This is a genomic window from Aliiglaciecola sp. LCG003 (genome assembly GCF_030316135.1).
Taxonomy (GTDB): Bacteria; Pseudomonadota; Gammaproteobacteria; order Enterobacterales; family Alteromonadaceae; genus Aliiglaciecola.
In genome coordinates this window covers 2892062-2916474 of the sequence record NZ_CP128185.1, presented here as the reverse complement: position 1 = coordinate 2916474, position 24413 = coordinate 2892062, and the positions used below count along the sequence as shown (strand labels likewise).

The window sequence follows — 24413 nt, the reverse complement described above, 5'->3', positions numbered from 1 at the left end:
GTCAGCTTTGTAAACTGCGCTGACCTTCTTGCTAGGCAAAACGGCAGTAACGCAGCTATCCAGTATGAGCCTATAAATGCTTGCTAGGGGAATTAAAGATATTACTAATGGCATCGATAAGTTTCGCTTTTTCAGCGGGCTTAGCCACGTGGGCATCAAATCCTACACGCTTGTACATTGCGATATCTTCGGCCATCACATTTGCTGTAAGTGCAATGATGGGCAAATTGGGCTGCTGCCTTTTAATTTGGATGCAGGCTTCAACGCCATCCATTTCAGGCATCTGTATGTCCATCAGAATAATATCCGGCGATTTTTGATGGGCTAGATCAATGGCTACACGACCATTCTCCGCAAACCACAAGGTTGCATTGGTGGGGGCCAACATGGCTTCTATTATGGTCTGATTTATTTCATTGTCTTCAGCCACTAAAATAACTTTGCTATTTAATTCTAACGTGTCGGATTTAGCCACTGGAGCGTGATTTTCATTCGCTTGGGCTTTATGTAAGGGCAAACTGACTTTAAAGGTTGAGCCTATTCCTTCCTGACTCTCCACCGAAATGTCGCCATTCATTAGCGCAACTAAGGATTGGGTAATCGATAAGCCTAAGCCCGTGCCACCGAATTTTCTGGTAGTCGATGAATCGGCTTGTTCAAATCGTTGAAACAGTCGGTCAACAACCCCTTGGCTCATACCTATGCCGGTATCGGTTATAGTAAAGATTAAGCTGTCGTTAGCAGGTGCGTAATCGATAATACAGGTGACCTCACCGGATGGTGTGAACTTGATGGCGTTGGACATAATATTTAGCAAGATTTGCTGTACTCTGACTGAATCCCCTAACCAGTAGTCATGGCTTACATTTCGTTGTAAGCGCAACGCTATGCCTTTTTGTTTCGCAATAACGTATAAGTCTGACATCAAATGCTCTGTGATAGTCGATAACTTAAAAGTGTCATTTTCGAGGGTGAGCTTGCCAGCCTCTATTTTAGAAAAATCTAATATGTCGTTAATTATTACGATCAGAACATCAGTTGAATAGGTCGCTTTGGCGAGCAAATCTTGGCCTTGGCTAGTGAGTTGTTCATTTTTTAACAGTTGCAAGGTCCCATAAATGCCATTCATTGGCGTTCTGATCTCATGACTCATGTTGGCCAGAAATTTAGATTTTATGCTATTTGCCTGCTCAGCGAGTTCCTTCGCATCGGCCAATTCTTTTTCGCGCTTGATTTGCTCACTTAAATCGAACGCTATACCTAAGAATCCGATAGTCTGACCATCATCATCGCATAAACTGCTGACATTTAACCTGACAGGAATATGACGCCCAAGCTTATCAATATAGGTCCAGCGATTTACATCAGGCTCGCCAAGACGGGCCTTTGCCACAAAAGCCTCAAAACCAATTTCAATGTGCATGCCTAGCTCTAGTGATAGCTGTTTGGCTCTGGCCACTACTTCTTCCGGTAAATGCAATAGTGCGGCTGTATGCTTACCAACGACTTCGTCGCTAGTATAACCTAGGAGTCTTTCTGCAGCAGGGTTGAAAATGGTGATTAAGCCTTCTTCATCAGTGGCGATAATGGCATAGCCAGCTCCGTGCAAAATACTGCGCTGCAGCACACTAACCCGTGAGATTTCTTTGGTTCTTTCGGCAACCTCATTTTCCAAGTTTTTATTTGCAGTCGTTAAAGCAGTCTCTCTTTCAATTGCCATCTCGATACGATGGCGTTTGATTTGATTACTGCGAGATATGCTCAACTGCAAAGTAAATAAGCCCAATACTATCAATAGGGTAATGCCGATGATTTGCCAAAAAGACAGAGAAGGAGAGGGTAGCAGTAAAGAGGTAATATAAGGTTGTTTGGCGACCAGTTGTAGTTGCCAGTTGCGGCCCAAAATGTCTATTGACTGACTTGCAGTATAGGCAGTTCGCTCAGCATCGCTATTATCGTAAGAGAAAAAAGTAGTGGATGCTTGCTCGGTGTTATCGCTGATGGTTAACGTGAGATCATCATTGCTACTGATCAGTGACCCTAATACTTCATCAATTAATAGTGGCGCGTAGCTCCAGCCGACTAAATTTTCTAAACGGCCTTGTTCGGTTTCTGCCACTACTTCTGTAGTGTAAACAGGCATTAAAATTAAGAATCCATGCAAGGCTTTTTGTTTAGCTTGAATTAGGGTGATGGGACCGCTAAGCCGTAAAGTGTTTAGTCGAGCGGCATCTAGTGCTGCCTGACGGCGCATTTTTTCAGAGCCTATATCTAATCCAATAGCCTGGAAGTTCGGGCCTTCTGGCGAGATATATTGGATAACAAATAAACTGTCAGTATTGGCAGTGAGCTGCTTTATGGAGAACTGATTGTCAGGCCTATCCTCACGGGCTTGGGCGATAAAGTTTTCTTTCTGCTCAGGCTGAATATAACGGATGAAGCCAAATCCCCGCGCCCCAGGGAACTCATTTACGTAATCTCTGGTTAGGGCATATCTACGCATTTGCTGATAGTTGATTCCGTCTGGACCAACTGACATGATTGAACCACGAACGCCTCTGAGCCCATACTGGTATAAGGTCACCCGGGAAACGACTCCTTGGCTGATTTGTTCAAGGTGTGAGGTTAAACTCTGCTGAATTCGTTGTTCATTTTCTATATTTTGGTAATGACTTACATAACTGGCAGTGCTGACTCCTACAATTAGAAGTACAAAAAGCAGTAATAGAAAAGCTATGATTTGCTTAGATGAACGATTTGATATTTCTGAGCTATGTGTCATTTAATCCTTGTACCAACCTACATAATAGGTGATAAAAATGGCGGTGAGAAAATGCCATTGTCTGAAGCTGAATGGTTTAGTTTGGCCCTAAACCAATAGCTAATAACCGACCAACAGGGCAACCCAATCTTATAGCGAAAAAGTATAGTATCAATTTATATTTTTTGATAGCCATGGGAGGAATTATATCAACCGGCTAAAACTTTGATATATCGCGTTAAAATAGGCTAATGGTAGTAAATTTATGAGTTGATTTGGCGGTTATCTAGTCACTAAATGGGTGCACATAAAAATTCGCTATTTGCCAGTGTCAGTGGTATTTTGGTGGGCGGCTTGTGAGAAAGTCATGTTTTATTTATGTGCATTCGCAGTTTTATTCTTAATCCTTCGTTCGGTTCAATCTAAATCTACGTTTTCTTCCCGCTCAAAGGTCGTCGATAAGGCGCATTTTTAGTTTTTTTAGGATAATTTTTATGTCTAATACTGTAACCGGTACGGTTAAATGGTTTAACGAGTCTATGGGGTTTGGTTTTATTGAGCAAGCTTCTGGACCGGATGTATTCGCCCATTTTAGTGCTATTGTCAGTGAAGGTTATAAAACCCTTGCTGATGGGCAAAAGGTTGAGTTTACACTTGGCGAAGGCAAAAAAGGTCCGCAGGCCGAAAATATAGTGTGTATTGAAACCAATTAGTGTCCTGTTAATCAATCTGTTGGCTGATTACAATAGTCTAATCTGCGGATGTGCATTTCACAGATGAAAAAAGCCGCTTAAATTAAATTTAAAGCGGCTTTTTGCTTTCTAAATAATGCACAGCTAGCATCGCAGATGCTTAAGTGACTTAATCCCTGCGAACAACTTGAATGCTAGTTATTATTCAATAACCGATAAAAGATCAGGGTTGATCACAAGATTTCTCACACCATGTGCATGATCTTCTTTGAACTCATTTCCTTCACACCAATTTCCAACTGATTCAATATTTACCTTTGCAACTTGAGGGCGCACGCTCCAAGTGACTTGAATTGGCGAAGCCTTTTCATTGTAATCGGGGCCTGTCGTCGAGCCAGCATACTCAATCGGAGTACCGGTATCGTTAGGAATGTTCTTAGATTGATATAAACCATCTTTTAACTCAAAGTCAGTAAGCTTGCCAAAATCACCTGCCTGTTGATCATTCACTACCACATAGACTTGAGTTTCAACCCGTAATTGTGGGTTGATAAAGGATTCACTCAAACAAGCTTTTAAAGTATGGCCGGGCTTAACCTGTGCAGAACTGTGTACGTAGTGGACTTCAATAGTATCGCCGGGCGACAAACTGCTATGTCCTTTTTGGCATACTGGCTGTGAAATAGGCGCAATCTCTGCCTGACTTAGCTGGCCACTGTAGTCAAAACCTACAAGAGTTCCATTTCCAGCATCTTTGCTAAACTCGCCGCCTTTATGCTCAGCAGATTTGTGAAAGTGTATGTTACATAGATTCATTTGAGTGTAGTCTGGAGCAGCAGAAAATATGCGTTTGTTGTTACCAGAAACAGCGTCGATATCTCTTGGCGATTGTGGGCCGAATCCTTTGTTGTGAGTGTTTTTTTGTAACATAGCGCGCTGTTTTTCAACTGCGTTTTCGTCACTCGAATGTGACATATTATCAGCTAACACAAAACTTGACGTCAGAGTGACACTTACAAATCCAATAACGGGTAACAATTTCATTGTGTAGTGGTCAAGTATTAATTATCCTACCGGTTTTAATTTCTCGAATCGGCATATATCTGTTTGGTATTTTTCTGTTATTGAAATTGAATCTAGATTATTTAATAAAATATCTTTATCTTCTGGTGATATCTGAAATTGAACGTAATTTCCAACGGGAAGTTTGACCGACTGTTCTTGCAAGCTTACGAAAACATTTCCACAATAGGATTTGTAGTATTGAATAAGTACATCTATGTCACTCGCGTTTAATGAAATCGGCAGAATTTGGTTATAAATACAGTTTTGATAGAAAATATCAGCGAAACTAACGGCAATGATTGCTCTTATACCGAAACCTCTGAGCGCCCATTGTGCATGCTCTCTGCTCGAACCACAGCCGAAATTTTCTCGACTAAGCAAAATTTGTGACTCTTTAAGAAATGGTGAATTAAGTATGAAGTTGCTGTTAGGCTTTGAGTAGTCGCCATCGATATAACGATTATTGAAAAATAAGTTTTTTCCGTAACCACTGCGGCTAGTACTAGACATAAATTGCTTTGGAATTATTTGGTCAGTATCGATATTCGATGAATCTAAGGGAATGGCTGTACTTTCTATATTGAAATAGGCCATTAAGTATTCTCCTCTACCAGTAGTCTGACATCAGTAATCTTTCCCGTAATTGCTGCTGCAGCTGCCATTGCGGGGCTCATCAAATGTGTTCTTGCTCCTCTGCCTTGCCTGCCTTCGAAATTTCTATTGCTTGTCGATGCACAGCGATTTCCCGGCTTCAGGGCATCATCATTCATACCTAGACACATGGAGCATCCGGGGTGGCGCCATTGGAAACCGGCAGATTCGAAAATCTCCTTTAATCCTTCCTTTTCTGCTTGTTCCCGGACAGCTACGGATCCTGGTACAACAATAGCCTTTACAGAAGAAACGACTTTGCCAAGGCTTGCAATCTTAGCTGCTTCTCTTAAGTCTTCGATACGACTGTTTGTGCATGAACCAATAAACACATGGTCGACGGTTGTTCGGTCTAGTTTTGAATCAATACTAAGATTCATATAGTTTAACGCGTCTTTGGCTTCTTTTATTTTCTCATTAGTTTGATTTACCGAAGGATCCGGTACGTACCCATCAACCCCAATAACTTGCGAAGGGTTGGTGCCCCAAGTAACTTGTGGAGTGACCCCACTGATATCAATGCTGATGTGCCTATCAAACACAGCGTTGCTGTCACTTTTTAGTAAAGACCATTGTGCTATTTTTTGCTCCCAGTCACGATCTGATATTAACGGAAGTGCCTTTCTGATGTAAGCAAAGGTCTTGCAGTCCGGCGCGATGAGGCTACTTTTGGCACCAGCTTCTATGGACATGTTACACATAGTCAAACGTTCTTCCATGCTCATTTGTTCAATTATTTCTCCTGAGTACTCAATGACATATCCGGTAGCGCCATTGTTACCAATTATACCCAAAGTATAAAGAATCACGTCTTTAGCAGAAATAAAGGTTCCTCTTTTACCAGTGTATGTAATCTTCAAAGTTTTGGACTTTAAAAGTCGAATGCTTTGGGTGGCCAAAACATGTTCAACTTGAGAGGTACCAATGCCAAAGGCTAGCGCACCAAAAGCACCATGAGTAGATGTGTGGGAATCTCCACAAACGACAGTCATTCCCGGAAGGATTAATCCTTGCTCTGGAGCAATTACATGCACTATGCCCTGTTTAGGGTGGCCTAATGGGAATAGTGTTACGTCTGCCTGTTGGCAATTGTACTCTAGCATTGTTAGTTGAGCTTTATTCTCAGGTGAGCAATCTTCCAGCGAAGCTGATGTAGTTGGAATGCTATGATCCATAGTTGCAATCGTTAAGTTAGGCCTTCGAATGGATCTGCCTTTATCTCTAAGACCTTCGAATGCTTGCGGTGAAGTAACTTCATGAATTAAGTGTAGGTCTATGTAGAGTATTGCTTCTGCATTGTGGGATGCAACAATGTGTGTGTCCCATATTTTTTCATACATTGTTTTTGCTGAATTCATTCATTATATCCCAAATTAAATGCCAGAAATAAAGGTAGGGACCAGGATTTGAAGTCATGGTAATTCATAAATTTCAGGTTGCTGGTCACGTCTTTTTGAATGGAATATTGAGACTAGCGACCTTTTACAATTGACATGGTAACTGACGCAACATGGCGGCCATGACTTTTGGCAATTTCAAGGTCATTTTCAGAAGGCATCCTGCTCCCGTCGCCACCTGCTATAGTGGATGAACCATAAGGAGTGCCTCCCATTACTTCATCTATTTGAGTTAGTCTTTTTTCTGTATATGGTGCACCGACAATAGTCATTCCCAAGTGGAGCAGATTAACTATAGTTGAGATCAGAGTCGTTTCTTGACCGCCATGTTGGCTTGCTGTAGAGGTAAATACACTACCAACTTTTCCGACTAAAGCATTCTGAAACCATAAACCGCCCGTTTGATCTAGAAAGTTAGCCATTTGAGCTGCCATTCTTCCATATCGAGTAGGAGTGCCGATAATAATTGCGTCGTATTCGGGAAGTTCATCTACGCTGGCAATTGGAGCTGCTTGATCAAGCTTGGCACCTGACGATTTTGCTACTGCCTCCGGCATTAACTCAGGCACTCTTTTTATTATTACTTCGGAGCCGGGTACTGAGCGAGCTCCTTCTGCTATTGCCTGGGCCATAGCCTCAATGTGTCCATAAGTTGAATAATATAAAATTAGTGTTTTCACTATTGATACTCCAGTTGCTGTTAGGGTTTCTTTAATTGTCCATTGTATTGAATATGTTCAGCGGCTTTGCCTGATAAGATAAACCCAATCGGATTACGATTTTCTTCTTCCAAATGAGCCACTAAGCTCGCGGTTCTGGCAAGCAAAGAGATACCTTTCAATGCGCTCAGGGGAAAACCGACGTCGAGCATAACTGCAGGAATCGCACCATTGACATTTATAGGTAGTGATTTTCCAAACACACTAGGGATAAGCTTATGAATCTCATAAAGTGCCTCAATGTAAGGGCCTTCTACCTGTTTTTCCTTGGCAAGTTTGAGGATAAGGTTTGCCCGGGGATCCCCAGAAGAGTGGAGTGGATGACCAAACCCTGGAGCTCTACGGCTCTGCTCCTTTAATTGAAGCAGCGCTTTGTGTACAACCTTTTCGAGGTCATCTGTTTGAGCCTCATTAACAATTTCGGATAGAAAACGACCAGTAACTTCTGCGCTACCAAGCACTACTGAGCCGCAGCCATTGAGTCCGGCGGAAACTGCGCCTTGAAAAGCCTCTGGCGCCGCTGCTAATGTCATCCTAGCTGCCACTACACTGGGCACAAGGCCGTGTTCAGCTATTGAAGCTAGCACCACATTAGCAAAATATTTTTGATTTTCATCAGGTAACTTTCCACAAACTAATAGCCAAAAATATGCGGTGAAATCTATTTCCCCAATTATATCGTCACAAAGATCATAACCACGGACTGTAATATTTTCGGCAGTAGAAGTACAAATGCTAGTATATGCATTATCTTGCTTTCCAATTCTCATTGCTGCTTCTCGCTATTTTGAAGTTCACTTTAATTTCTGCTGGGCTTAGTATTTGTTGAAATCACTAATTTGGTTAATTCGACTAACGAACTTGTTTTCGATAATCGAAAGATATATCATTATCCGTAGTAAGTAAAGGGAGTAGTCTCTTCAAGTAATAAGATTATTTAATGAATAACATAACACTGAGGACTCAAACATGTTTAAAATGCTATCGGATGTAAATGTCGTTGAAATGGGAACGTTCATCACTGGGCCTGCCGCTGGTATGTTTTTAGCAGACCTTGGTGCGGATGTAATTAAAGTTGAAAGGCCGGAAATTGGGGACCCCTTCAGAGCTTTTAACGGCGAGTTGTATAGCCCTCATTTTCAAACCTATAACCGCAATAAACGTAGTGTTGAACTCAACACAAAGTCTGACTCAGATCTTGAAGAATTCGATAAGCTAATTAGACAAGCTGATGTATTTATCGAAAATTTTCGCCCCGGCGTCGCCAAGAAACTCAGAGTTGACTATGAACGCTTAAAACAAATAAATCCCAAATTAGTTTACTGCTCAATTTCAGGGTTTGGTCCTGATGGACCTGACGCATTGAAACCTGCTTTTGATACTGTAGCTCAAGCCGCAACTGGATTTCTTCGTTTATTACTCAATCCTGCCAACCCTCGGGTTGTTGGTCCTGCCATTGCTGACGCAATCACAGGCTTTTATGCATCACAAGGGATTTTGGCAGCATTGTTTGCGCGGCAAAAGTCAAATGAAAGCTGCTTAGTCGAGATTTCGATGTTGGAAGCAATGAGCCACTTTAATTTGGATGACTTTACCCATTACCTTTCCGCAGATTTAATCATGGGACCAGAAAGTAGACCTAATGTATCCCAATCCTACGTGTTTGAATGTAAAGATAAACGTTGGATCGCCTTACACATGTCATCACCAACAAAATTTTGGACGGGTCTAGCAGAGGCTGTGGGCCATCCAAATATGTTAAGTCGGTCTGAGTTCGCAAGTAGAGAGTCTCGTATAGAGAACTATGATAAAGTGGTTGAGTTTCTCAAGCCATTATTTCTTGCAAAACCGTCGTCATATTGGTGTGAGAGGCTGGTAGAAATTGAAGTACCTCATTCACTTGTCCTAAATTCCAAGGAAGCGCTGGAAACACCACAAGCAATCCATATGAATCTATGTGTGCAAACTGAGCACCCACAGAAGGGTATTTTTAAAACCGTTAGATCGCCCTTACGCTTTAATGGCGAGGCGAATCTAGACGTTTTAGCCCCTCCGGTACTAGGGGAACACAATGGCCAGGAGTTTAATGGCTAATTTGAATATTGAATAAATTGCCTTGCAATTCAATTTTGCTATAGTGCTGTGCATTAATGATTGGAAAGGTTAATACAATATTTTGAAAGAGAAAAACCCTGAATACTTAACAACACTAGAACGAGGCTTGACTGTGCTGCGCTCATTCAATAAGTCTCAACCCGAAATGCAACTTAGCGAGGTGGCGGCTGCTACAAATTTGAGTCCGGCGGTAGCTAGAAGGTGCTTAAATACCTTTGTTGAACTCGGTTATGTTGTAAAGGTGGGGAAAAAGTTTCTTTTAACGCCTGAAGTATTGGTTTTTGGTTCCGCATTTTTAGCTTCTGCCAGTATTGACTCAGTTGTAGGTGAGCATTTGCAAAGAGTTCGGGATGAAACTGGAGATAGCTCTTCAATTTCAGTCCTATCTGGCGAAGACATATTGTATTTAGCCCATATTCCAACAAATCGACATATAAGATTGAATGCTGGAGTGGGCACTCGATTTCCCGCCCACGCAACATCAATGGGAAAAGTGTTACTTGCTTACATGACGGAAACCAGAGCTGTCGAATATTTTGAGCGTGCTGAATTGAAGCGCTTTACAGATCTTACTGTTACGTCAAAAGACACACTCAAACAGCAGCTTATTGACATAAAAAAGAAAGGTTATTGTTCAGTCTTGAATGAATTAGATTATGGCCTGGTTTCAGTAGCTGTTCCGGTTTTCGATGACAACGGTAATGTCTTGGCTGCAATAAATTGTTCTACTGGCGCATCAAGAATCGCGCAAGATGAACTTGTCAGAACGCGTCTTCCATTGCTTAAAGTGGCAGCTAAGGACATCCAGTATGCCCTCAGCAAATGGCCAATATTGTTACATTCATTGTTAAAAAATTAAGTTCGGTATACATCATCTAAAGCACTCATTGAGTGCTTTTTTTTTATCTTCTCCAAACCGCTATATAAATAATGAATAAAATTCGATTAACGAACTTGTATTCGCTAATCGAAGATAGTAATGTAAAGGAAAGGTTAAAAAAAAGTAACGTTTTGTGTGCTTTTTTAACTACTAATCCAGGTCACTCGCTAGGAGAAAATCATGCCTGAATCCGCATTTGAGTATATTTCAAATAAAACTTTACTAAGCACTTTGGTTGCTATTGGTTTGTTCGGTACCACAACAGCTTTCGCACAAGAGCAGCAAGATATTGGTGAGCAGGCTGATCAAACTAGTGATGTCGAAGTCATTATGGTGAAAGGTACGAGGCGAACCCAAAGCCTTCAGGATGCGCCTGTGGCGGTAACTGCGTTTACAGATTTTGATATTCAGGGAGCAGGGATTGAGCGTCCAGCGGATTTTATCAGTCTAACGCCAAATGTAACCTTAATAGAAACACAAAATGCAGGCATGGCGTTTATTACTATTAGAGGGATTTCTCAGAACAGAGATACACAACCATCAGTCGCCGTGATAATAGATGGTGTACAGCAAACTGATGCGGGGCAATTTCAGCAGGAGTTGTTTGATATAGAACAAATCGAAGTGCTAAAAGGTCCGCAAGGAGGGCTCTACGGCAGAAATGCAATTGGTGGTGCTATTGTAATATCAACCAAGGATCCAGCCGAGTATGCAGAGGGGCGAATTAAACTTGGTGTGGATAATGGACCTGGCTTCAGGGCGCAAGTAGGGGTGAGCGGACCGGGTGGAGAAAACTGGGCTTATCGTTTATCGGGATCATTTTATGATACGGATGGTTACATAGAAAACACTTATTTGGGCGAAGATTCTGACCCACTGAGAGATATTTCACTTCGAGGGAAAGTTGTTTGGTATGTGAATGATAAACTTGAAGTTGATTTCAGAGGTTACTACAGTGCATTGGAAACTCAACCATTTAACTACCGAATCGCTTCTGACGTAAATACAATACTATCTCCTAGAACCAACAATGCTGGAATTAACGACCGGGACTTATATGGAGGCTCGGTGAAAATAACCTATACAGAGGAAGATGGTGGATTCTGGACTTCAATAACCGCTTATGACCGTAGCAAAGAGTTAATAGCGGGAGATGCGTTTGACTACTTACCTATTGAAGAATCTTTTCTATTTAATTTGGCTGGTTTTGATCAAAGTCAAATTTCCAATTTTGGATCTAAATCATGGAGCCAAGAAATTCGCTATACCTCTTCAGATGATGAAAAATTTAAATACATCTATGGTGCTTATGTAGTTGACACCGAGCAGTTGCAACAAAATGGGGCTCGCATAGATACTGGTGTTGGTTTTTCCGCACCTCTTGACTGGATTAGTTTAGACCCAGCCAATCCACAGTTAAACTTTTTATCTGATGTACGAAACAATTTTGCTTGGGCGTTTTTCGCTAATGCATCATACGAATTTAATGAACAGTGGTCGGTTGATACATCACTACGTTACGATAAAGATGAACGGGAAAACTTGACGCAAACGCCTCAGGCATTCATCCCCAATGTGCCCGGATTTGAAGTGGGCGTTGAAGGTGAAGTTAAAAAGCGGGATTTTGGTCAATGGCAACCCAAACTAACTTTCACCTATAAGCCCGTTGATGAATTTACCGCTTATGGCGGCTACAGTGTAGGCTTTAGGTCTGGTGGATTTAATCAAACGGGATCAGATGCTATAGCGGGTAGTGCAGGAATTTTCGGTATAAAAGAGTTTTACGATGCAGAGACAGCGAAAACTTTTGAGGTTGGAGGCAAGTTTACCCTACCCGATATGAACGTAAGAGGTGGTTTCGCATTATATTCGACCGAAAGCGAAAACACACCTTTCTTCGTTTTCTTACAGCAAAATTCAACACAAAATATTGGTGTTATACCTGAAGCACGTTTACAGGGGTTTGAATTTGATATTAACGCAACGCCTCTTCCCGGATTACGATTGGTAGCAGGTTTTGGTTACGTTGATAGTGAGATTAAAGAGTACGGAGACCCTTCTGCGATTGGCAATCAGACCCCCGCAGTTTCAAAAACGACTCTAAATTTAGGTGCACAATATACCCAGGATTTGAATGATGGAATATCGAGTTTAGTTTGGCGACTAGATTACCAAAGACTAGGTGAGACGAACTTTGACATTTATGAATCAACGACTCGTGATCCTATTAATCTATTGGATGCTAGGGTGACCTACGAAGCAGAAAACTGGTCACTGGCGTTGTGGGCTAAAAACTTAACTGACAAACAATACAATGCTGAATGGTCGCCTGGAGGCTTTATATATCGTGCTCGCCCAAGAATTTATGGGCTAACCTATACTTACAATTTTGAAATGTAGAATATATAAGTTCAGTTAAAACGCTAATTAATCAACTTTTGGAGAAATTTATGTCATTAGCACATTGGGATAAATCTGATACACCAATTCAGAAACTTCGGTCACAACGGATTAACCGTCAACGTTCGACGTCTATCAATGCGCTGCATCATCACGCTTTCAAATGCAAAAATGCTGAAGAAACTAGGAAGTTCTATGAAGATGTTCTTCATATTCCTTTAGTGTGTACGATTATTGAGCCAGTTGATCCTATAACAGGAAAAGAAACACCATATGCACATATGTATTTTGAACTTGGTGACGGAAGTTGGTTAGCTTTTTTTGATTTTCCGCAAAAGTATCAGGATCTGAATTGTGGTTTTGAAAAGACCGATGTGTGGACTCATCACATAGCACTTGAAGTTACTGATGAAGATATATTAAACGAACATCGAAAAAACCTTGATGCAGCTGGAATCGAGTACATGAATATCGATCATGAGTACTGTAATTCTATTTATTTCCATGATCCAAACGGGTTAGTGGTAGAGTTCACGCATAACGTCGATGATACCGAGCGATATTTTCACGATAAAGCTCGTGACGTTAAAAAAGACACCCAGGAGTGGATGCGAGTGAGAGCAGAACACTACCCCGATGCTACTTAATGGGAGTTACGAAATTGCATGAATTACGTATCGCAAGTTTAGATGGAACTGAACTTGCTGTAATCTCCAATGGTAAAACCGACTTACCACCGATAATTTTTGTTCATGGAACCTGTTCTAGTTATAAAATTTGGCACCAACAATTTAACGATTCTAAGTTAAATGAACATTTTCATCTCATAGCATTCGATCTTCGTGGTCATGGACATTCAGAAAAGCCAAAGGTAGCTGAATTCTATACTGAAGGTGAGCGATGGGCTGGAGATCTCTTTTCAATTTTTGAGTATTTCAATCTACGTAAAGTATTTATCGTTGCTTGGTCTTATGGTGGTCGGGTCGTGAATGACTATTTAAAAGTATTTGGGAAGTCGATGCTTAGCGGAATCAATTTTATCGCAGCAGGTACATTAGCGACAGAATCAGTTAAGGGGCCGGGTTACGCAGTGTTATCTGCGCTTTATGACGAAAGTCAAACCGTGCGTGAAAATGCCGAAAAGCGGTTTGTAACTGATCTAACTCAAAATGTGGCAGATGATTATATTGCAAATCAGATGCTTAACGATTTATCTGCGGTACCACTGAATGTGCGCATTTTTATGCGCAATAGACGGATGGACTACGAAGACGTATTAGCAAAACTAGACTTACCTGTGTTATTAACGCATGGCAAGAAAGATTTATATTCACTGCCGCTCTTAGCCGAGCTATTAGAAGTTCACCTACCTAAAGCATCTACATCTTGGTATAAAAATGATGGGCATATACCTTTCCTAAGTTCCCCCAATCGTTTTAATAATGAATTAGCAAAATTTGTGCTAACAGTATAATTTTTATGTTATCTGAATCAGCCAAAAGAGCTATGAAGTGTTGCAACATTATAACAGGCTGCAGATTGAATTTAGTTGTCATCGCCATCTAATTTGTTTGAAGGCAAGAGTGGTTGAGCTAAATAGTCGATGATCATTGATCTAATGAATTTCACTCGGTTTGCCAAAATAGCGTGTCTGTTGAAGCACAAATACAGGTTTTCACTGATAGCCTTCTCTAGTCTATGTATGTTGATTGTTTTTTGCGGTTTAAAGGCTTGTGCTGCATGTAACGGAAGTACAGTAAACCCCAATCCCATACTGACAGGCTCCAGGATCAAGCTGATTTGGTTTGAGAAACCCCGATATGGAAATTGTTCTATATGCTCAAATTGACCAAAGTTTTTACTCAATAACAGTCTGCCATGATGTGCTGCGTCAGGGTGGGAGATAAATCCGATTTTAACTAATGCACCCCAGTCAATTGAATTAACTTTGTTTGATGTGACTAGAACGAGCGGTTCTTCTCCTATCTTCTGGCTAACAAGGCTACTGCTATCAGTTAACTCGGTTATCAAACCCAAATCTAATTCTCTGCTGTTTAAGTCCTGTTCAATGCTTTTATTGGGTGCAAAACGATAATCGATAGAAAGTGCAGGATGCGTTAATTGCAAGGTAAGTAAACGTGGATAAAGATTTAAGCCAATACTCCCCGGCGAGGCAATTTTTACTCTGCCACTGTATGCGTCATCTTGTTTAATTGATGCCTCTAACTCTGCGGCTGAATGCAGCAGTTCTCGCCCTTTGGTATATAATTGCTGACCAGCGCTTGTGAGTGAGAATGATTTCCCCTGTCTAATTAGTAATTGGCTTGCGAGTTGGTTCTCCAACTTTTTAATATGTTGGCTCACACCCGATTGAGTCATAAATAGCTTTGTCGCCGTTTGGGTAAAATGTCCAACATCCACAAGCGTGCAAAAGGTGTTTAACCAGGTTGGGTTAATCATTATAAAAAATACTCAAAATAATAATAATTGATAATTTTATGTACTTTAACATAGGGACTATACTTTTTACTACTTTACAAAGAGGGCGATAAAATGAGCAATGTATATCCAAGAACCTTTTCCCATATTGGTATATCTGTACCTGATTTGGATGCGGCAGTTAAGTTTTATACTGAAGTGTTAGGTTGGTATCTTATTATGCAGCCAACTGAAATAAGCGAAGATGACTCACCAATAGGTGAAATGTGCACTGATGTGTTTGGTGCAGGCTGGGAGCATTTCAGGATCGCTCACCTGTCCACTGGGGATAGAGTAGGGGTCGAACTGTTTGAATTCAAAAATCAGCAAAACCCTGAAGACAATTTCGAATACTGGAAAACAGGCGTGTTTCACTTTTGCGTGCAAGATCCTAATGTTGAAGAGTTGGCCGAAAAGATAGTTGCCGCAGGGGGCAAAAAACGTATGAAGGCGCCACGTTATTATTATCCTGGAGAAAAGCCTTACCGAATGATCTATATGGAAGACCCATTCGGTAATATTTTGGAAATATACAGCCATAGCTACGAATTAACTTATGCAGCAGGTGCTTATTAATTTGAATGTTCTGGGGGCGTAAACACCCAGAACGAAGCGAGGCAGGGGGCAAAGCTAAAAGAGCACCGCTTTAAGGCTGTGCTCAGGCAGGCCTACTCCCTCACACTGTTCCGGTAGCAATAACGGGTACACACCAAAAACGCAATTTACCGTTTGGACATGCTAGTCTTATATGCGTTAATAGTTGCTCATACTGCGGTTGTTCATGCAGCAACTCGAATCGATAGAAATCCCGATAGCCCTCCACTTGTTCCTGAATATTATAATGATGATGCTGCCGACTATAACCCTGAATCTTACTCAAGCTAAAGCCTGAAAGGCTATCTGCTTCAATTAAACTATCAACCAGATTATCTTTGAATTCTTGAGGAACAATAATAATTAGTAGCTGGCTGTGGTTAGTTTTTTGCATTGCGGACCTCCATCCATTTATACAATACGGGCAGTAGATACAAGGTGGTTAATGTTGAAGTGAATAACCCTCCAATAACTACTATAGCAAGGGGTTTTTGTATTTCCGCACCTGGTCCGGTAGCAATGGCTAAAGGCGCGAGACCAAACATGGCTGTGGTCGCTGTCATTAATACGGGCCTTAATCTTCGCGTCGCTCCGTCAATAGTTCGGGTAAGAATGTCACTAATTTCGAGTCTTGTTTGTTCGAAGTAACTTACCATTACCACACCATTTAACACCGCAATACCCAGCAATGCGATAAAACCTACTGACGCTGGCACAGATAAATACTGGCCAGTAATGAAAAGCGCAAAAATGCCGCCCATTACGGCAAACGGAATGTTGAGTAAAATTAGCGCCGATTTAGCTAAAGAGCCAAAAGTAGTAAACAAAATGATTAATATCAGTAAGAGCGAGATAGGCACCACCATCATCAAATTTCTTGTCGCACGCTGTTGGTTTTCAAATTCTCCACCAAAAGTAACCGAGTAGCCTGGCGGCAAAACTAAAGTATTATTCAATTTTTGTTCTAGCTCTTCTACAAACCCGACTATATCTCGTCCGGATACGTTTGTAGTCACCACTGCAAATCGGTTGCTGTTCTCCCGTTCCACCAGAATTGGACCTTGTTTAAATTCTATATCAGCGATTTGATACAATGGAATCAGGCTGGCATCGGGCATGAGAATAATGCTATTTTCAATGTCGTTTAAAGTTGATGGACGTAGTGGCGAGTTAGCAGAAACAGCTATAACAATGGGTGTTTTTCGCTTACCCTGAATGATTTCAGAGACTCCCACTGTTTCGAACTGTGAACGCAAATAGTTGGAAAGTTCGGTGATGGTCATCTGATAATGCTGCGCGATTTCAGTTTTCAGGCGAATGTTTAGAAACTCACCTCCCTCAGTTACGGCCGTGTTGACGTCAACACTGCCCTGAGTTGCTTTGGTGATATCAGTTATCTGTGAAGCTAAATGAGCCAACTGATTCAAATCCTGACCAAAGACCTTAATGGTGACATCACCCGTGCTGCCAGTTAACATCTCAGATACCCGCATTTGAATGGGCTGGGTAAAGCCGAAATTAATCCCGGGAAACTGTTTCAGCACCTCACGGATAGCGTCAACCAATTCTTGTTTACTGGAAAATCGCCACTGCGCACGAGGAGTCAACTCCATAAATACATCTGTTTCATTAAGGCCCATGGGATCCAAGCCGATCTCATCCGCGCCAACTCTGGCAACTATTTGTTTAATTTCTGGGATCTTCGCAAGTAACGCATTTTCAATTTGAATATCCAGTTGAGTAGAGGCCTCCAAGGTAATGTTAGGGGATTTCTCAAGCTGCACAATGATATCGCCTTCATCCAGCACAGGCATAAAGGTTTTACCTAAATAGACAAATTGCACTCCACTTATTACCAGTGCCAACATCAGACCAATAATTAATGGAGCGGGGCGACCCAAAGTTTTCGATAAGGTATTGCGATAGTATTTTTTTAATAGGCTGACAAAGCGAGGCTCGCCGGAATCCTGCCCAGTAATTAACATTGAGGCTAGGGCTGGAATGGCAGTGATTGACAACAACAGGGCCGCAAACATAGCAAAGACGATAGTTAACGCCACGGGTTTGAATAACTTTCCTTCCAAACCAGTGAGCGCTAAAAGAGGCGAAAATACTATCATTACAATGATGGTGCCTGAAACGACCGGAACAGCCACATCTTTGCATGCCCGATAAATTAAATGTAATTTTGGCAATGGTGTTTTTCGATTAAGTTGGTTCACCACATTTTCAACTACTACGACGGATGCATCTACCAGCATACCTATGGCAATCACCAATCCGCCTAAACTCATCAAGTTGGCTGACATTTGGAAAGTGTTCATTAACCAAAAGGTAGTTAATGCAGAAAGGGGCAAGATCATCGATACAACGATGGCCGCACGAATATTACCTAAAAACAACGCCAGCACAATTACCACCAAAATTACCGCTATCAGTAAAGCTTCTTCTATGGTGCCTATAGCGGTATCAATAAGATTTTTGCGATTGTAAAAGACATTTATGCTGGTGCCTTCGGGCAGGGTATTTTCAATCTGTTTTAACCTATTTGTCACTCCTTCAATCACCTTAGCAGTGTTTGAATTTTTCAGGGAAATAACGATTGCTTCAGTGGTTTCCTCACCGTTACGGGTGACCGAACCATAGCGGGTTAGATGGCCGACACTTAAAGTGGCAACATCGGATAGTCGTATGGATTGTTCGGCAGTGACGGCAATTACCATTTCGCTAAGTTGGTCGATGTTCTCAATACGACCTTCGCCACGAATAATCAGTGCATCGTTGCCTACATCCAAACGTCCGATATTGCCATTTACGTTATTTGCCTGAATATGCTTAGCTAACTGGTCTAAGGTTAGGCCCAATACCGCAAGTTTTGCTGGTTCAGGGGTGATTTGATAGGTTTTGGCAAACCCACCTAGAATATTCACGTCGGCAACACCGTCGATAGTTCTAAGTAGCGGCCGGATATCCCACTCGAGTATTTGTCTGCGTTCGACCAGGCTTAAGTGCGGGTTTTCTAAGGAGAACATGAACATCTCACTGAGCGGTGTACTCATGGGCGCTATTCCACCTTCTAAGCCCTCAGGTAAACTCGTCCAAAGATTGTTTAAACGCTCAGCGACTTGTTGTCTAGCCCAATAAATATCAGTGCCTTCGACGAAATCTAGAGTGATATCGGTTATTGCATATTTTGTGGTTGAGCGCAGTATTTGTTGGTTGGGGATCCCCAATAGCTCAGTTTCCAGTGGAAGTGTGACCTGAGCTTCGATCTCTTCAGCCGTCATGCCGGGAGCCTTGAGGATAACTTTTACTTGGGTGGGAGATATATCTGGGAAAGCATCAATTGGGATGTTCATCCACGAAACGGCGCCTGTCAACAGAACCCCTATTGCGATGAGTAAGATAAAAACCCGTTGAGTGAGGGAGAATCGAATCAAATTGGAAAGCATTTATTCGCTCCCTAATCCAAGCATAATACCCTGTACTGCACTCACTGAGCTTGTTAGTACTTCAGCATTTGTCAGGGGTGTGTCACTGGTGGCAATATAATTTTGCTCAATACTGCTAACTAACGTGATTGCCGTGGCATGAAACTGATTGTCTATTTTTACAAACACAAACTGTTCGCCTCCAATTGAAAAAACTGACTTACGAGGTATGGAATAGGCCGGTTGATTAAAATGCGCTACAACTGAAAAACTTTGGCCGAGGAGGTAAGGGCATTGGGCCGTTAAGGGAGAGGACCAAACTTTGCTGGAAAGTCCAGAGACAATTGACTCAACTGCGCTCACGGTTAACTGGCAATCCCGTTCTGGCGTAGAGAGATACGCGATGTTATGGGCATTTTTGTTTGCCACATTGAGAGTCAATTTTATACTTTCAAGGGGGATGATACTAGCAATTATGTCTTCTTCTGCAAGGGATAAAAGGTTAGTGTTAAATTGCACAATACCGTCTATCGGCGTTTTCAAGGTCAGCGTTTCACTATCGTCATCGAAATGGGAAACAAGCTCAAAAAAGTGCTGCATTTCGTCGTAATCTAATTTAGCGCTAAAATAAGCGCTGTTTATATCTATCCAACTTTGCTGTGAAATTGCTGATTGTGCATACAGTGGTGAATTTCGCTTGTATTGCTGTGCGGCGAGTTCAAACATGGTTTTCTTTACGTTGTACTGACTGAAATAATGGTGTACTTCCGGTCCAGACAGTTTGACAAAATCCTCGCCAGACTTCAGTCGAGTGCCCACCGGATACATAAAAGTAACTTGCTGTGCCGATAGTGGAGAGCGAATACTATAAGCCTTGCCTGGCTCTTGCTGAATACTTCCAAGGGTGGGGCGGCCCGGGTAAACAAGTACAGATTCCACCTGCTGTGTCAGCAGTTTCAAATTTTTGAGATCCTGGATGGCTAGTTTGTCCTGCTCGGCAAATCCATTGGGTGCTAATACCAAACTAGCGAGAATACCGAGCACTCGTGCTATACCATTCATAACGATTTTCCTAAGGCTTGATTAAGGGTGGCTACTTGTCGGTGTAGATTAATTTGGTTCACTGCGAATTGAGCTTGAGTATCCACAATTTCTAGGCTTCTACGCAGGATCCATTCTTGGTCGGCAATGTTTGATGTCAATAAGTTATCCAAGGTAGGTTGCAGTTGCTGGGTGATTTCCAATGCTTCCTCCAACAGATTATGACGTTGCTGGCTTAGGGTTAGCTCAGCACTAGCGGTATTGATTGATTGCTGTATTTGTTGTTGCAACGTGATTCTTTGCAGTAAGTATTGAGATTGAGCTTGCACAAATTCAGTGTACTGAGACTGGCTAAAGTCATTACCAACTGAAAAGGGCATTTCAACTCCCAAACCTATTTGATTTTCTGTTATTCCGCTTGTTTCAATTCGTTTCGCAGTGACAGACAGATTCCAGGGGCGCGCGTTATTAGCTGATAGTTTTAATTGGGATGTAAACAACTGCCAAGACGCATCTAGTGCCTGTATGTCTGGATGCTGGGTGGCAGCATTTGGGTCCTGGCCATCAAATGCTTCAACAATGTTGTCCGGTAGGTTATTTAAACCTGTAAGCGTACGATATTCAGATAGGAGTTTTTGTACTTGATTTTGATACTCTAGCAGGGCAATACGAATTTGAATGGTTTCTTGTTTAACTAACATGGTCAGATAAGAAGGGGTGTTTCCTGCTTTGGAAAGTTTCTGGTAATGCTCTAACAGGGTTTGTAACACCTTAAGTTTTTGCTGCGCTTGATGACTGTAGACTTGTTGAAGTTGGTATTCCCATATATTAAAACGGATAAGGCCGGAAAGAAGCAGGGCTTGCTGCTGCGATGCATGATGTCGAATGAGTGGTGCAGACTGATGTAACTGCTGTTCTAGGTCATGTTGCAAACTAGATTTCATAGGTAGGTTTAGGCTTATTTCTGCTTCTTTTGCGCCCTCAGTTTGCTGATTATGCAGGTATAATAGGGATACGGTTGGTGAACTGGCGATCCAAGAATTTGTCGGTTTGTCAATGGAACCCGATGAAAGTGATAGGCGATTAAGCTGTTGGTGTTTCTCTATCGCAGCGTCTAACACATCCTCTAGGCTCAATTGCATTGCCCAAAGGTTGGAATGCCAAATAAGTAACAATAACAAAAATAGTTTTCGATTCTTCAACAAATGAAACATTTTCACGATAAGCTCACTGGTGTAGGTATTCGCGCAATGTTGCTTGAAACAACATTTTCTGACAATAAACACATGTTAGAGAGCCATCGAACATATGTTCGACAGAGTGTAAGATAACGTATTTTTATTAGGTTTAGGTTAGATGAAAGATAAAATTATCATTGCAGTACTGATTGTTATTATGCTTCTAAACGGAATCGATGTGTTCGTCGATATCGACTTGAATGTGCCAATTTGGCATGTGCTTCAGGAGTCGGCCATCGTATTCATCTCAGGCATCGCAGCCATGTTTCTGATTTACGATTTGCGCAAACGTACAACGTCATTAAATCGCCTATCCACACAACTCAAAGAAGCTGATACACAAATTCAATCGCTAAGTGGCAAGATTGAAACCGAGCGCAAACATTATGGACAAGTTATTAAAGCTCAGTTTGAAGATTGGGGGCTGACAATGGGTGAGCAGCAAGTGGCTATTTTGATTTTAAAGGGATTAAGCTTGAAAGAGATAGCCAGCGTCCGGGACACTAAAGAGACAACTGTGCGGCAACAAGCTTCCAGCTTATATGCAAAAAGTAACCTGGTCGGTCGCCACGAGTTCTCTGCCTGGTTTTTAGAAGATTTTCTGAACTTTAAGTAGATAATGGACAGGTTTGAAGATTCCCGATGGCAAGCCGAAGTTGATTAATTTTCCTACAAAGGGCTAAACACTGTTATGCTGGTGTCCGTCTAAGCAAAAAAAGCGAATCCTTTGTCAGATTTATATCAACAAGATCAAAAAGTTCAAAAGCCGATGTCAAACCTTCAAAGTGCAAACCGCTTATTGGTCGATGCTATTGTTAGCATGACTGACATTGTGGAATCCATGCATCATCGTATCAGCCCCATGTCCAGAATAACTCAATCCCCTGCTAAAGAGCGCACTAGTGGAGTTACCGGTCTAGTTTACAAAAGTATTCGAGGTTTGACTGAACTTGTTGGTAAGGGAATTGATGTGCCACTGGGCGTCATCAGCCAATCGTTAGGCCAAAAAGAATTAGCACCTAGCGGGGCTGCCTTAGTCTCAGCTTTGAACGGCGTGTTAGGTGACCATTTAGCTGAGCGTCAGAGTCCATTGGCTATTCCAATGATGTTTAAGCAAGACGGTAAGCAATTAGACCAATCGGCATTAATGGATGCTATCAACAAATCAAAGGGTAAACTTGTCATCATGGTGCATGGTCTATGCATGAATGACTTACAGTGGCAGCAAGGGGAGCATAATCACGGTAAAGCACTTGCAGATGACTTAGGGCATGCCGCAGTGTATTTACATTACAATAGTGGTCAACATGTATCTGAAAATGGCAAAACGTTTAGTCATATGCTTGAAAAAATTGTGCTTCAAGCAAATGCGATGGACGCATCTTTACAACTAGATATTTCGATTGTGGCCCACAGTATGGGAGGCTTGGTTTCTAGGAGCGCCTATCACCACGCAAAAATATTGGGTCATGCTTGGCCAGACTATTTTAAAAATTTGATTTTTCTTGGCACACCCCATCACGGGGCACCACTTGAAAAAGCTGGGAGCTGGCTGGATATGTTACTCGACATCCATGCCTATGCATCTCCTCTTAGCCGTTTAACCAAAATCCGCAGCGCGGGAATTAATGATTTACGCCACGGTAATATTGTCGAGACGGATTGGCAAGCGCGCACCCGATTTGATTTCTCTTCTGATAAACGCACGCCAATGGCGCTACCTGATAACGTCAAATGTTATGCAGTGGCTACCACTATTTCAGCCAACTCAAGTCGCATAACGGAACAAATGGTTGGTGACGGTTTAGTACCACTAGACAGCGCCTTGGGTAAGCATGAGAACAAAACCTTCACCCTGCAATTTCCTCGAACTCATCAATGGATAGGACGAGATATTAGTCACATGCAGTTACTCAGCGACCCTGATATTTACGTTGCGATAAGACATTGGTTAGCTATTGAGTAAGTTGTTAGGAGAAACATCCTATTTAAAAGGATAAATTTGGTGTGTTATGGAGTAGCAAATACAGTCTAAAGTAAAAAGGGAGCGACTTAGCCCCCTTTCAATTATAGCTTCAACATTGTGATATTGGGTCAAACTTGATTGGGGTGTTTATTTGTTCTGGCGGGTAGCCAATGTACCAAGAATGTAAATCTTGGACTATTTGAAATCCACATTTTTCATCCACAAGACTGCCACGAACAACTTTGATTTTATTGTTTTGCTTGATAAAAAAAGTTTGGTCAGGGTTATCGATTTCTGAGTACTCACCAGTTAAATCTTTTTTAACAACGTGGAGGGCCGTGTTTAACAACTCAGAGAGTGCATTAACAATATCGCTATTATCTCCTTGGAGCATTAAATCACGCTCTTCACTAGTCAGTTTTGGGCCGAATATCTGAATCATATTTTGGTAACGAAGGTGTTTCTCACCACCATTTTCATCTGGTAACCAAACAACCAACTTTAACGCCAATTGATTCATTTCTGTATTACTCAAAAAAATCGGCTTTACCATTAAAGTGTCAGCAGTAATACTGTCTGTAGCAACTATATTAGTTCGGTATTGTTCAACTAAACTGCTAATGGAAACCCCATCAACCATTTCAATTAATGGTTGTACTTGGTTGTTGGCTTGCTCCTGTGCCTGAGACAACATGCTATTACGAGATGAATTGACTATAGCGGCATGAGCTCCAATTTGGGCAAATAAACCTATTAACCCTGCTCCTCCTTGATACAAGATAGGGGACTCTGCTGCGGTGTCATCGCGAACATGAATTCCCCGCAACTCGACATTGTCATTTTCAGCAAAACTAAAGGCGAAACTGTCTTCGTTATAGAAAGTTCCACCCACTTTATTTACATGCTTGGCATAATCATCTCGATTGGGTGTGCTGGCACACCCAACAAAGAATAATGTGATTGCAATTATTAAACAGCGCATAAT

The 24413-nt window shown here is 41.7% G+C and carries 21 protein-coding genes; 9 read left to right on the top strand and 12 right to left on the bottom strand.

Annotated features, from left to right (window positions below; translation table 11 throughout):
- Window positions 1–70 precede the first annotated feature (70 nt).
- Window positions 71–2782, bottom strand: coding sequence for a CHASE domain-containing hybrid sensor histidine kinase/response regulator family protein (locus QR722_RS12595; RefSeq protein WP_286283210.1), 2712 nt, complete (start codon window positions 2780–2782; stop codon window positions 71–73).
- A 473-nt stretch (window positions 2783–3255) separates the two neighbouring features.
- Here QR722_RS12595 and QR722_RS12590 point away from each other — a divergent pair, with 473 nt between their 5' ends.
- Window positions 3256–3474, top strand: coding sequence for a cold-shock protein (locus QR722_RS12590; RefSeq protein WP_286283209.1), 219 nt, complete (start codon window positions 3256–3258; stop codon window positions 3472–3474).
- Window positions 3475–3654: 180 nt separating this feature from the next.
- On the opposite strand, the gene QR722_RS12585 is transcribed toward QR722_RS12590, so the two are convergent.
- The 5 genes from QR722_RS12585 to QR722_RS12565 all read right to left on the bottom strand — a co-directional run bounded on the left by QR722_RS12585 (window position 3655) and on the right by QR722_RS12565 (window position 8055).
- Window positions 3655–4497, bottom strand: a complete 843-nt coding sequence (locus QR722_RS12585; RefSeq protein WP_286283208.1) for a delta-class carbonic anhydrase — start codon at window positions 4495–4497, stop codon at window positions 3655–3657.
- 21 nt (window positions 4498–4518) lie between these two features.
- Window positions 4519–5112 carry a 3-isopropylmalate dehydratase small subunit gene (gene leuD / locus QR722_RS12580; protein ID WP_286283207.1) on the bottom strand — a complete coding sequence of 198 codons (594 nt, stop codon included), beginning with the start codon at window positions 5110–5112 and terminating at the stop codon, window positions 4519–4521.
- Window positions 5112–6527, bottom strand: coding sequence for a 3-isopropylmalate dehydratase large subunit (gene leuC, locus QR722_RS12575; protein ID WP_286283206.1), 1416 nt, complete (start codon window positions 6525–6527; stop codon window positions 5112–5114). Before leuC ends, leuD begins: the two co-directional genes overlap by 1 nt.
- 113 nt (window positions 6528–6640) lie before the next feature.
- Window positions 6641–7246 carry an NAD(P)H:quinone oxidoreductase gene (gene wrbA / locus QR722_RS12570; RefSeq protein WP_353506885.1) on the bottom strand — a complete coding sequence of 202 codons (606 nt, stop codon included), beginning with the start codon at window positions 7244–7246 and terminating at the stop codon, window positions 6641–6643.
- 20 nt (window positions 7247–7266) lie between these two features.
- The gene (locus tag QR722_RS12565) at window positions 7267–8055 is read right to left on the bottom strand and encodes a citryl-CoA lyase (RefSeq protein WP_286283205.1); all 789 of its coding nucleotides are present in this window, start codon (window positions 8053–8055) and stop codon (window positions 7267–7269) included.
- Between the two features lie 199 nt (window positions 8056–8254).
- On the opposite strand from QR722_RS12565, the gene QR722_RS12560 reads away from it, so the two are divergent.
- From QR722_RS12560 to QR722_RS12540, 5 genes are all read left to right on the top strand, one after another.
- On the top strand, window positions 8255–9379 hold the full coding sequence (locus tag QR722_RS12560; protein ID WP_286283204.1) for a CaiB/BaiF CoA transferase family protein: 1125 nt from the start codon (window positions 8255–8257) through the stop codon (window positions 9377–9379).
- An 82-nt stretch (window positions 9380–9461) separates the two neighbouring features.
- On the top strand, window positions 9462–10259 hold the full coding sequence (locus tag QR722_RS12555; RefSeq protein ID WP_286283202.1) for an IclR family transcriptional regulator domain-containing protein: 798 nt from the start codon (window positions 9462–9464) through the stop codon (window positions 10257–10259).
- 201 nt (window positions 10260–10460) lie between these two features.
- Window positions 10461–12680, top strand: a complete 2220-nt coding sequence (locus QR722_RS12550) for a TonB-dependent receptor (protein ID WP_286283201.1) — start codon at window positions 10461–10463, stop codon at window positions 12678–12680.
- Between the two features lie 50 nt (window positions 12681–12730).
- Window positions 12731–13327 (top strand): VOC family protein, encoded by a 597-nt coding sequence (locus QR722_RS12545; protein WP_286283200.1) that lies wholly within the window; start codon window positions 12731–12733, stop codon window positions 13325–13327.
- 14 nt (window positions 13328–13341) lie between these two features.
- Complete coding sequence (locus QR722_RS12540) at window positions 13342–14154, top strand: alpha/beta fold hydrolase (protein ID WP_286283199.1); 813 nt, start codon at window positions 13342–13344, stop codon at window positions 14152–14154.
- Between the two features lie 71 nt (window positions 14155–14225).
- Here QR722_RS12540 and QR722_RS12535 read toward each other — a convergent pair whose 3' ends face one another.
- Complete coding sequence (locus QR722_RS12535; RefSeq protein ID WP_286283198.1) at window positions 14226–15140, bottom strand: LysR family transcriptional regulator; 915 nt, start codon at window positions 15138–15140, stop codon at window positions 14226–14228.
- 93 nt (window positions 15141–15233) lie between these two features.
- Between QR722_RS12535 and QR722_RS12530 the strand changes: the two genes are divergently transcribed.
- Window positions 15234–15734 carry a lactoylglutathione lyase family protein gene (locus tag QR722_RS12530; protein WP_286283196.1) on the top strand — a complete coding sequence of 167 codons (501 nt, stop codon included), beginning with the start codon at window positions 15234–15236 and terminating at the stop codon, window positions 15732–15734.
- Window positions 15735–15834: 100 nt separating this feature from the next.
- Here QR722_RS12530 and QR722_RS12525 read toward each other — a convergent pair whose 3' ends face one another.
- From QR722_RS12525 to QR722_RS12510, 4 genes are read right to left on the bottom strand one after another with little or no spacing between them, the layout of a single operon-like run.
- Window positions 15835–16146, bottom strand: a complete 312-nt coding sequence (locus QR722_RS12525) for a DUF3240 family protein (RefSeq protein ID WP_286283195.1) — start codon at window positions 16144–16146, stop codon at window positions 15835–15837.
- Window positions 16133–19204: an efflux RND transporter permease subunit gene (locus tag QR722_RS12520; RefSeq protein ID WP_286283194.1), complete on the bottom strand. Its 3072-nt coding sequence runs from the start codon at window positions 19202–19204 to the stop codon at window positions 16133–16135. The genes QR722_RS12525 and QR722_RS12520 overlap by 14 nt, the downstream gene beginning before the upstream one ends.
- Entirely contained in the window at window positions 19205–20245 is a 1041-nt protein-coding gene (locus tag QR722_RS12515; protein WP_286283193.1) for an efflux RND transporter periplasmic adaptor subunit, read from the bottom strand.
- The gene (locus QR722_RS12510) at window positions 20242–21444 is read right to left on the bottom strand and encodes a TolC family protein (protein ID WP_502872434.1); all 1203 of its coding nucleotides are present in this window, start codon (window positions 21442–21444) and stop codon (window positions 20242–20244) included. The genes QR722_RS12515 and QR722_RS12510 overlap by 4 nt, the downstream gene beginning before the upstream one ends.
- Window positions 21445–21580: 136 nt before the next feature.
- Here QR722_RS12510 and QR722_RS12505 point away from each other — a divergent pair, with 136 nt between their 5' ends.
- Window positions 21581–22078, top strand: coding sequence for a helix-turn-helix transcriptional regulator (locus QR722_RS12505; protein WP_286283192.1), 498 nt, complete (start codon window positions 21581–21583; stop codon window positions 22076–22078).
- 111 nt (window positions 22079–22189) lie between these two features.
- Window positions 22190–23428: an esterase/lipase family protein gene (locus QR722_RS12500; RefSeq protein ID WP_286283191.1), complete on the top strand. Its 1239-nt coding sequence runs from the start codon at window positions 22190–22192 to the stop codon at window positions 23426–23428.
- A gap of 109 nt (window positions 23429–23537) precedes the next feature.
- Here QR722_RS12500 and QR722_RS12495 read toward each other — a convergent pair whose 3' ends face one another.
- Window positions 23538–24410: a globin family protein gene (locus QR722_RS12495; protein WP_286283190.1), complete on the bottom strand. Its 873-nt coding sequence runs from the start codon at window positions 24408–24410 to the stop codon at window positions 23538–23540.
- Window positions 24411–24413 lie beyond the last annotated feature (3 nt).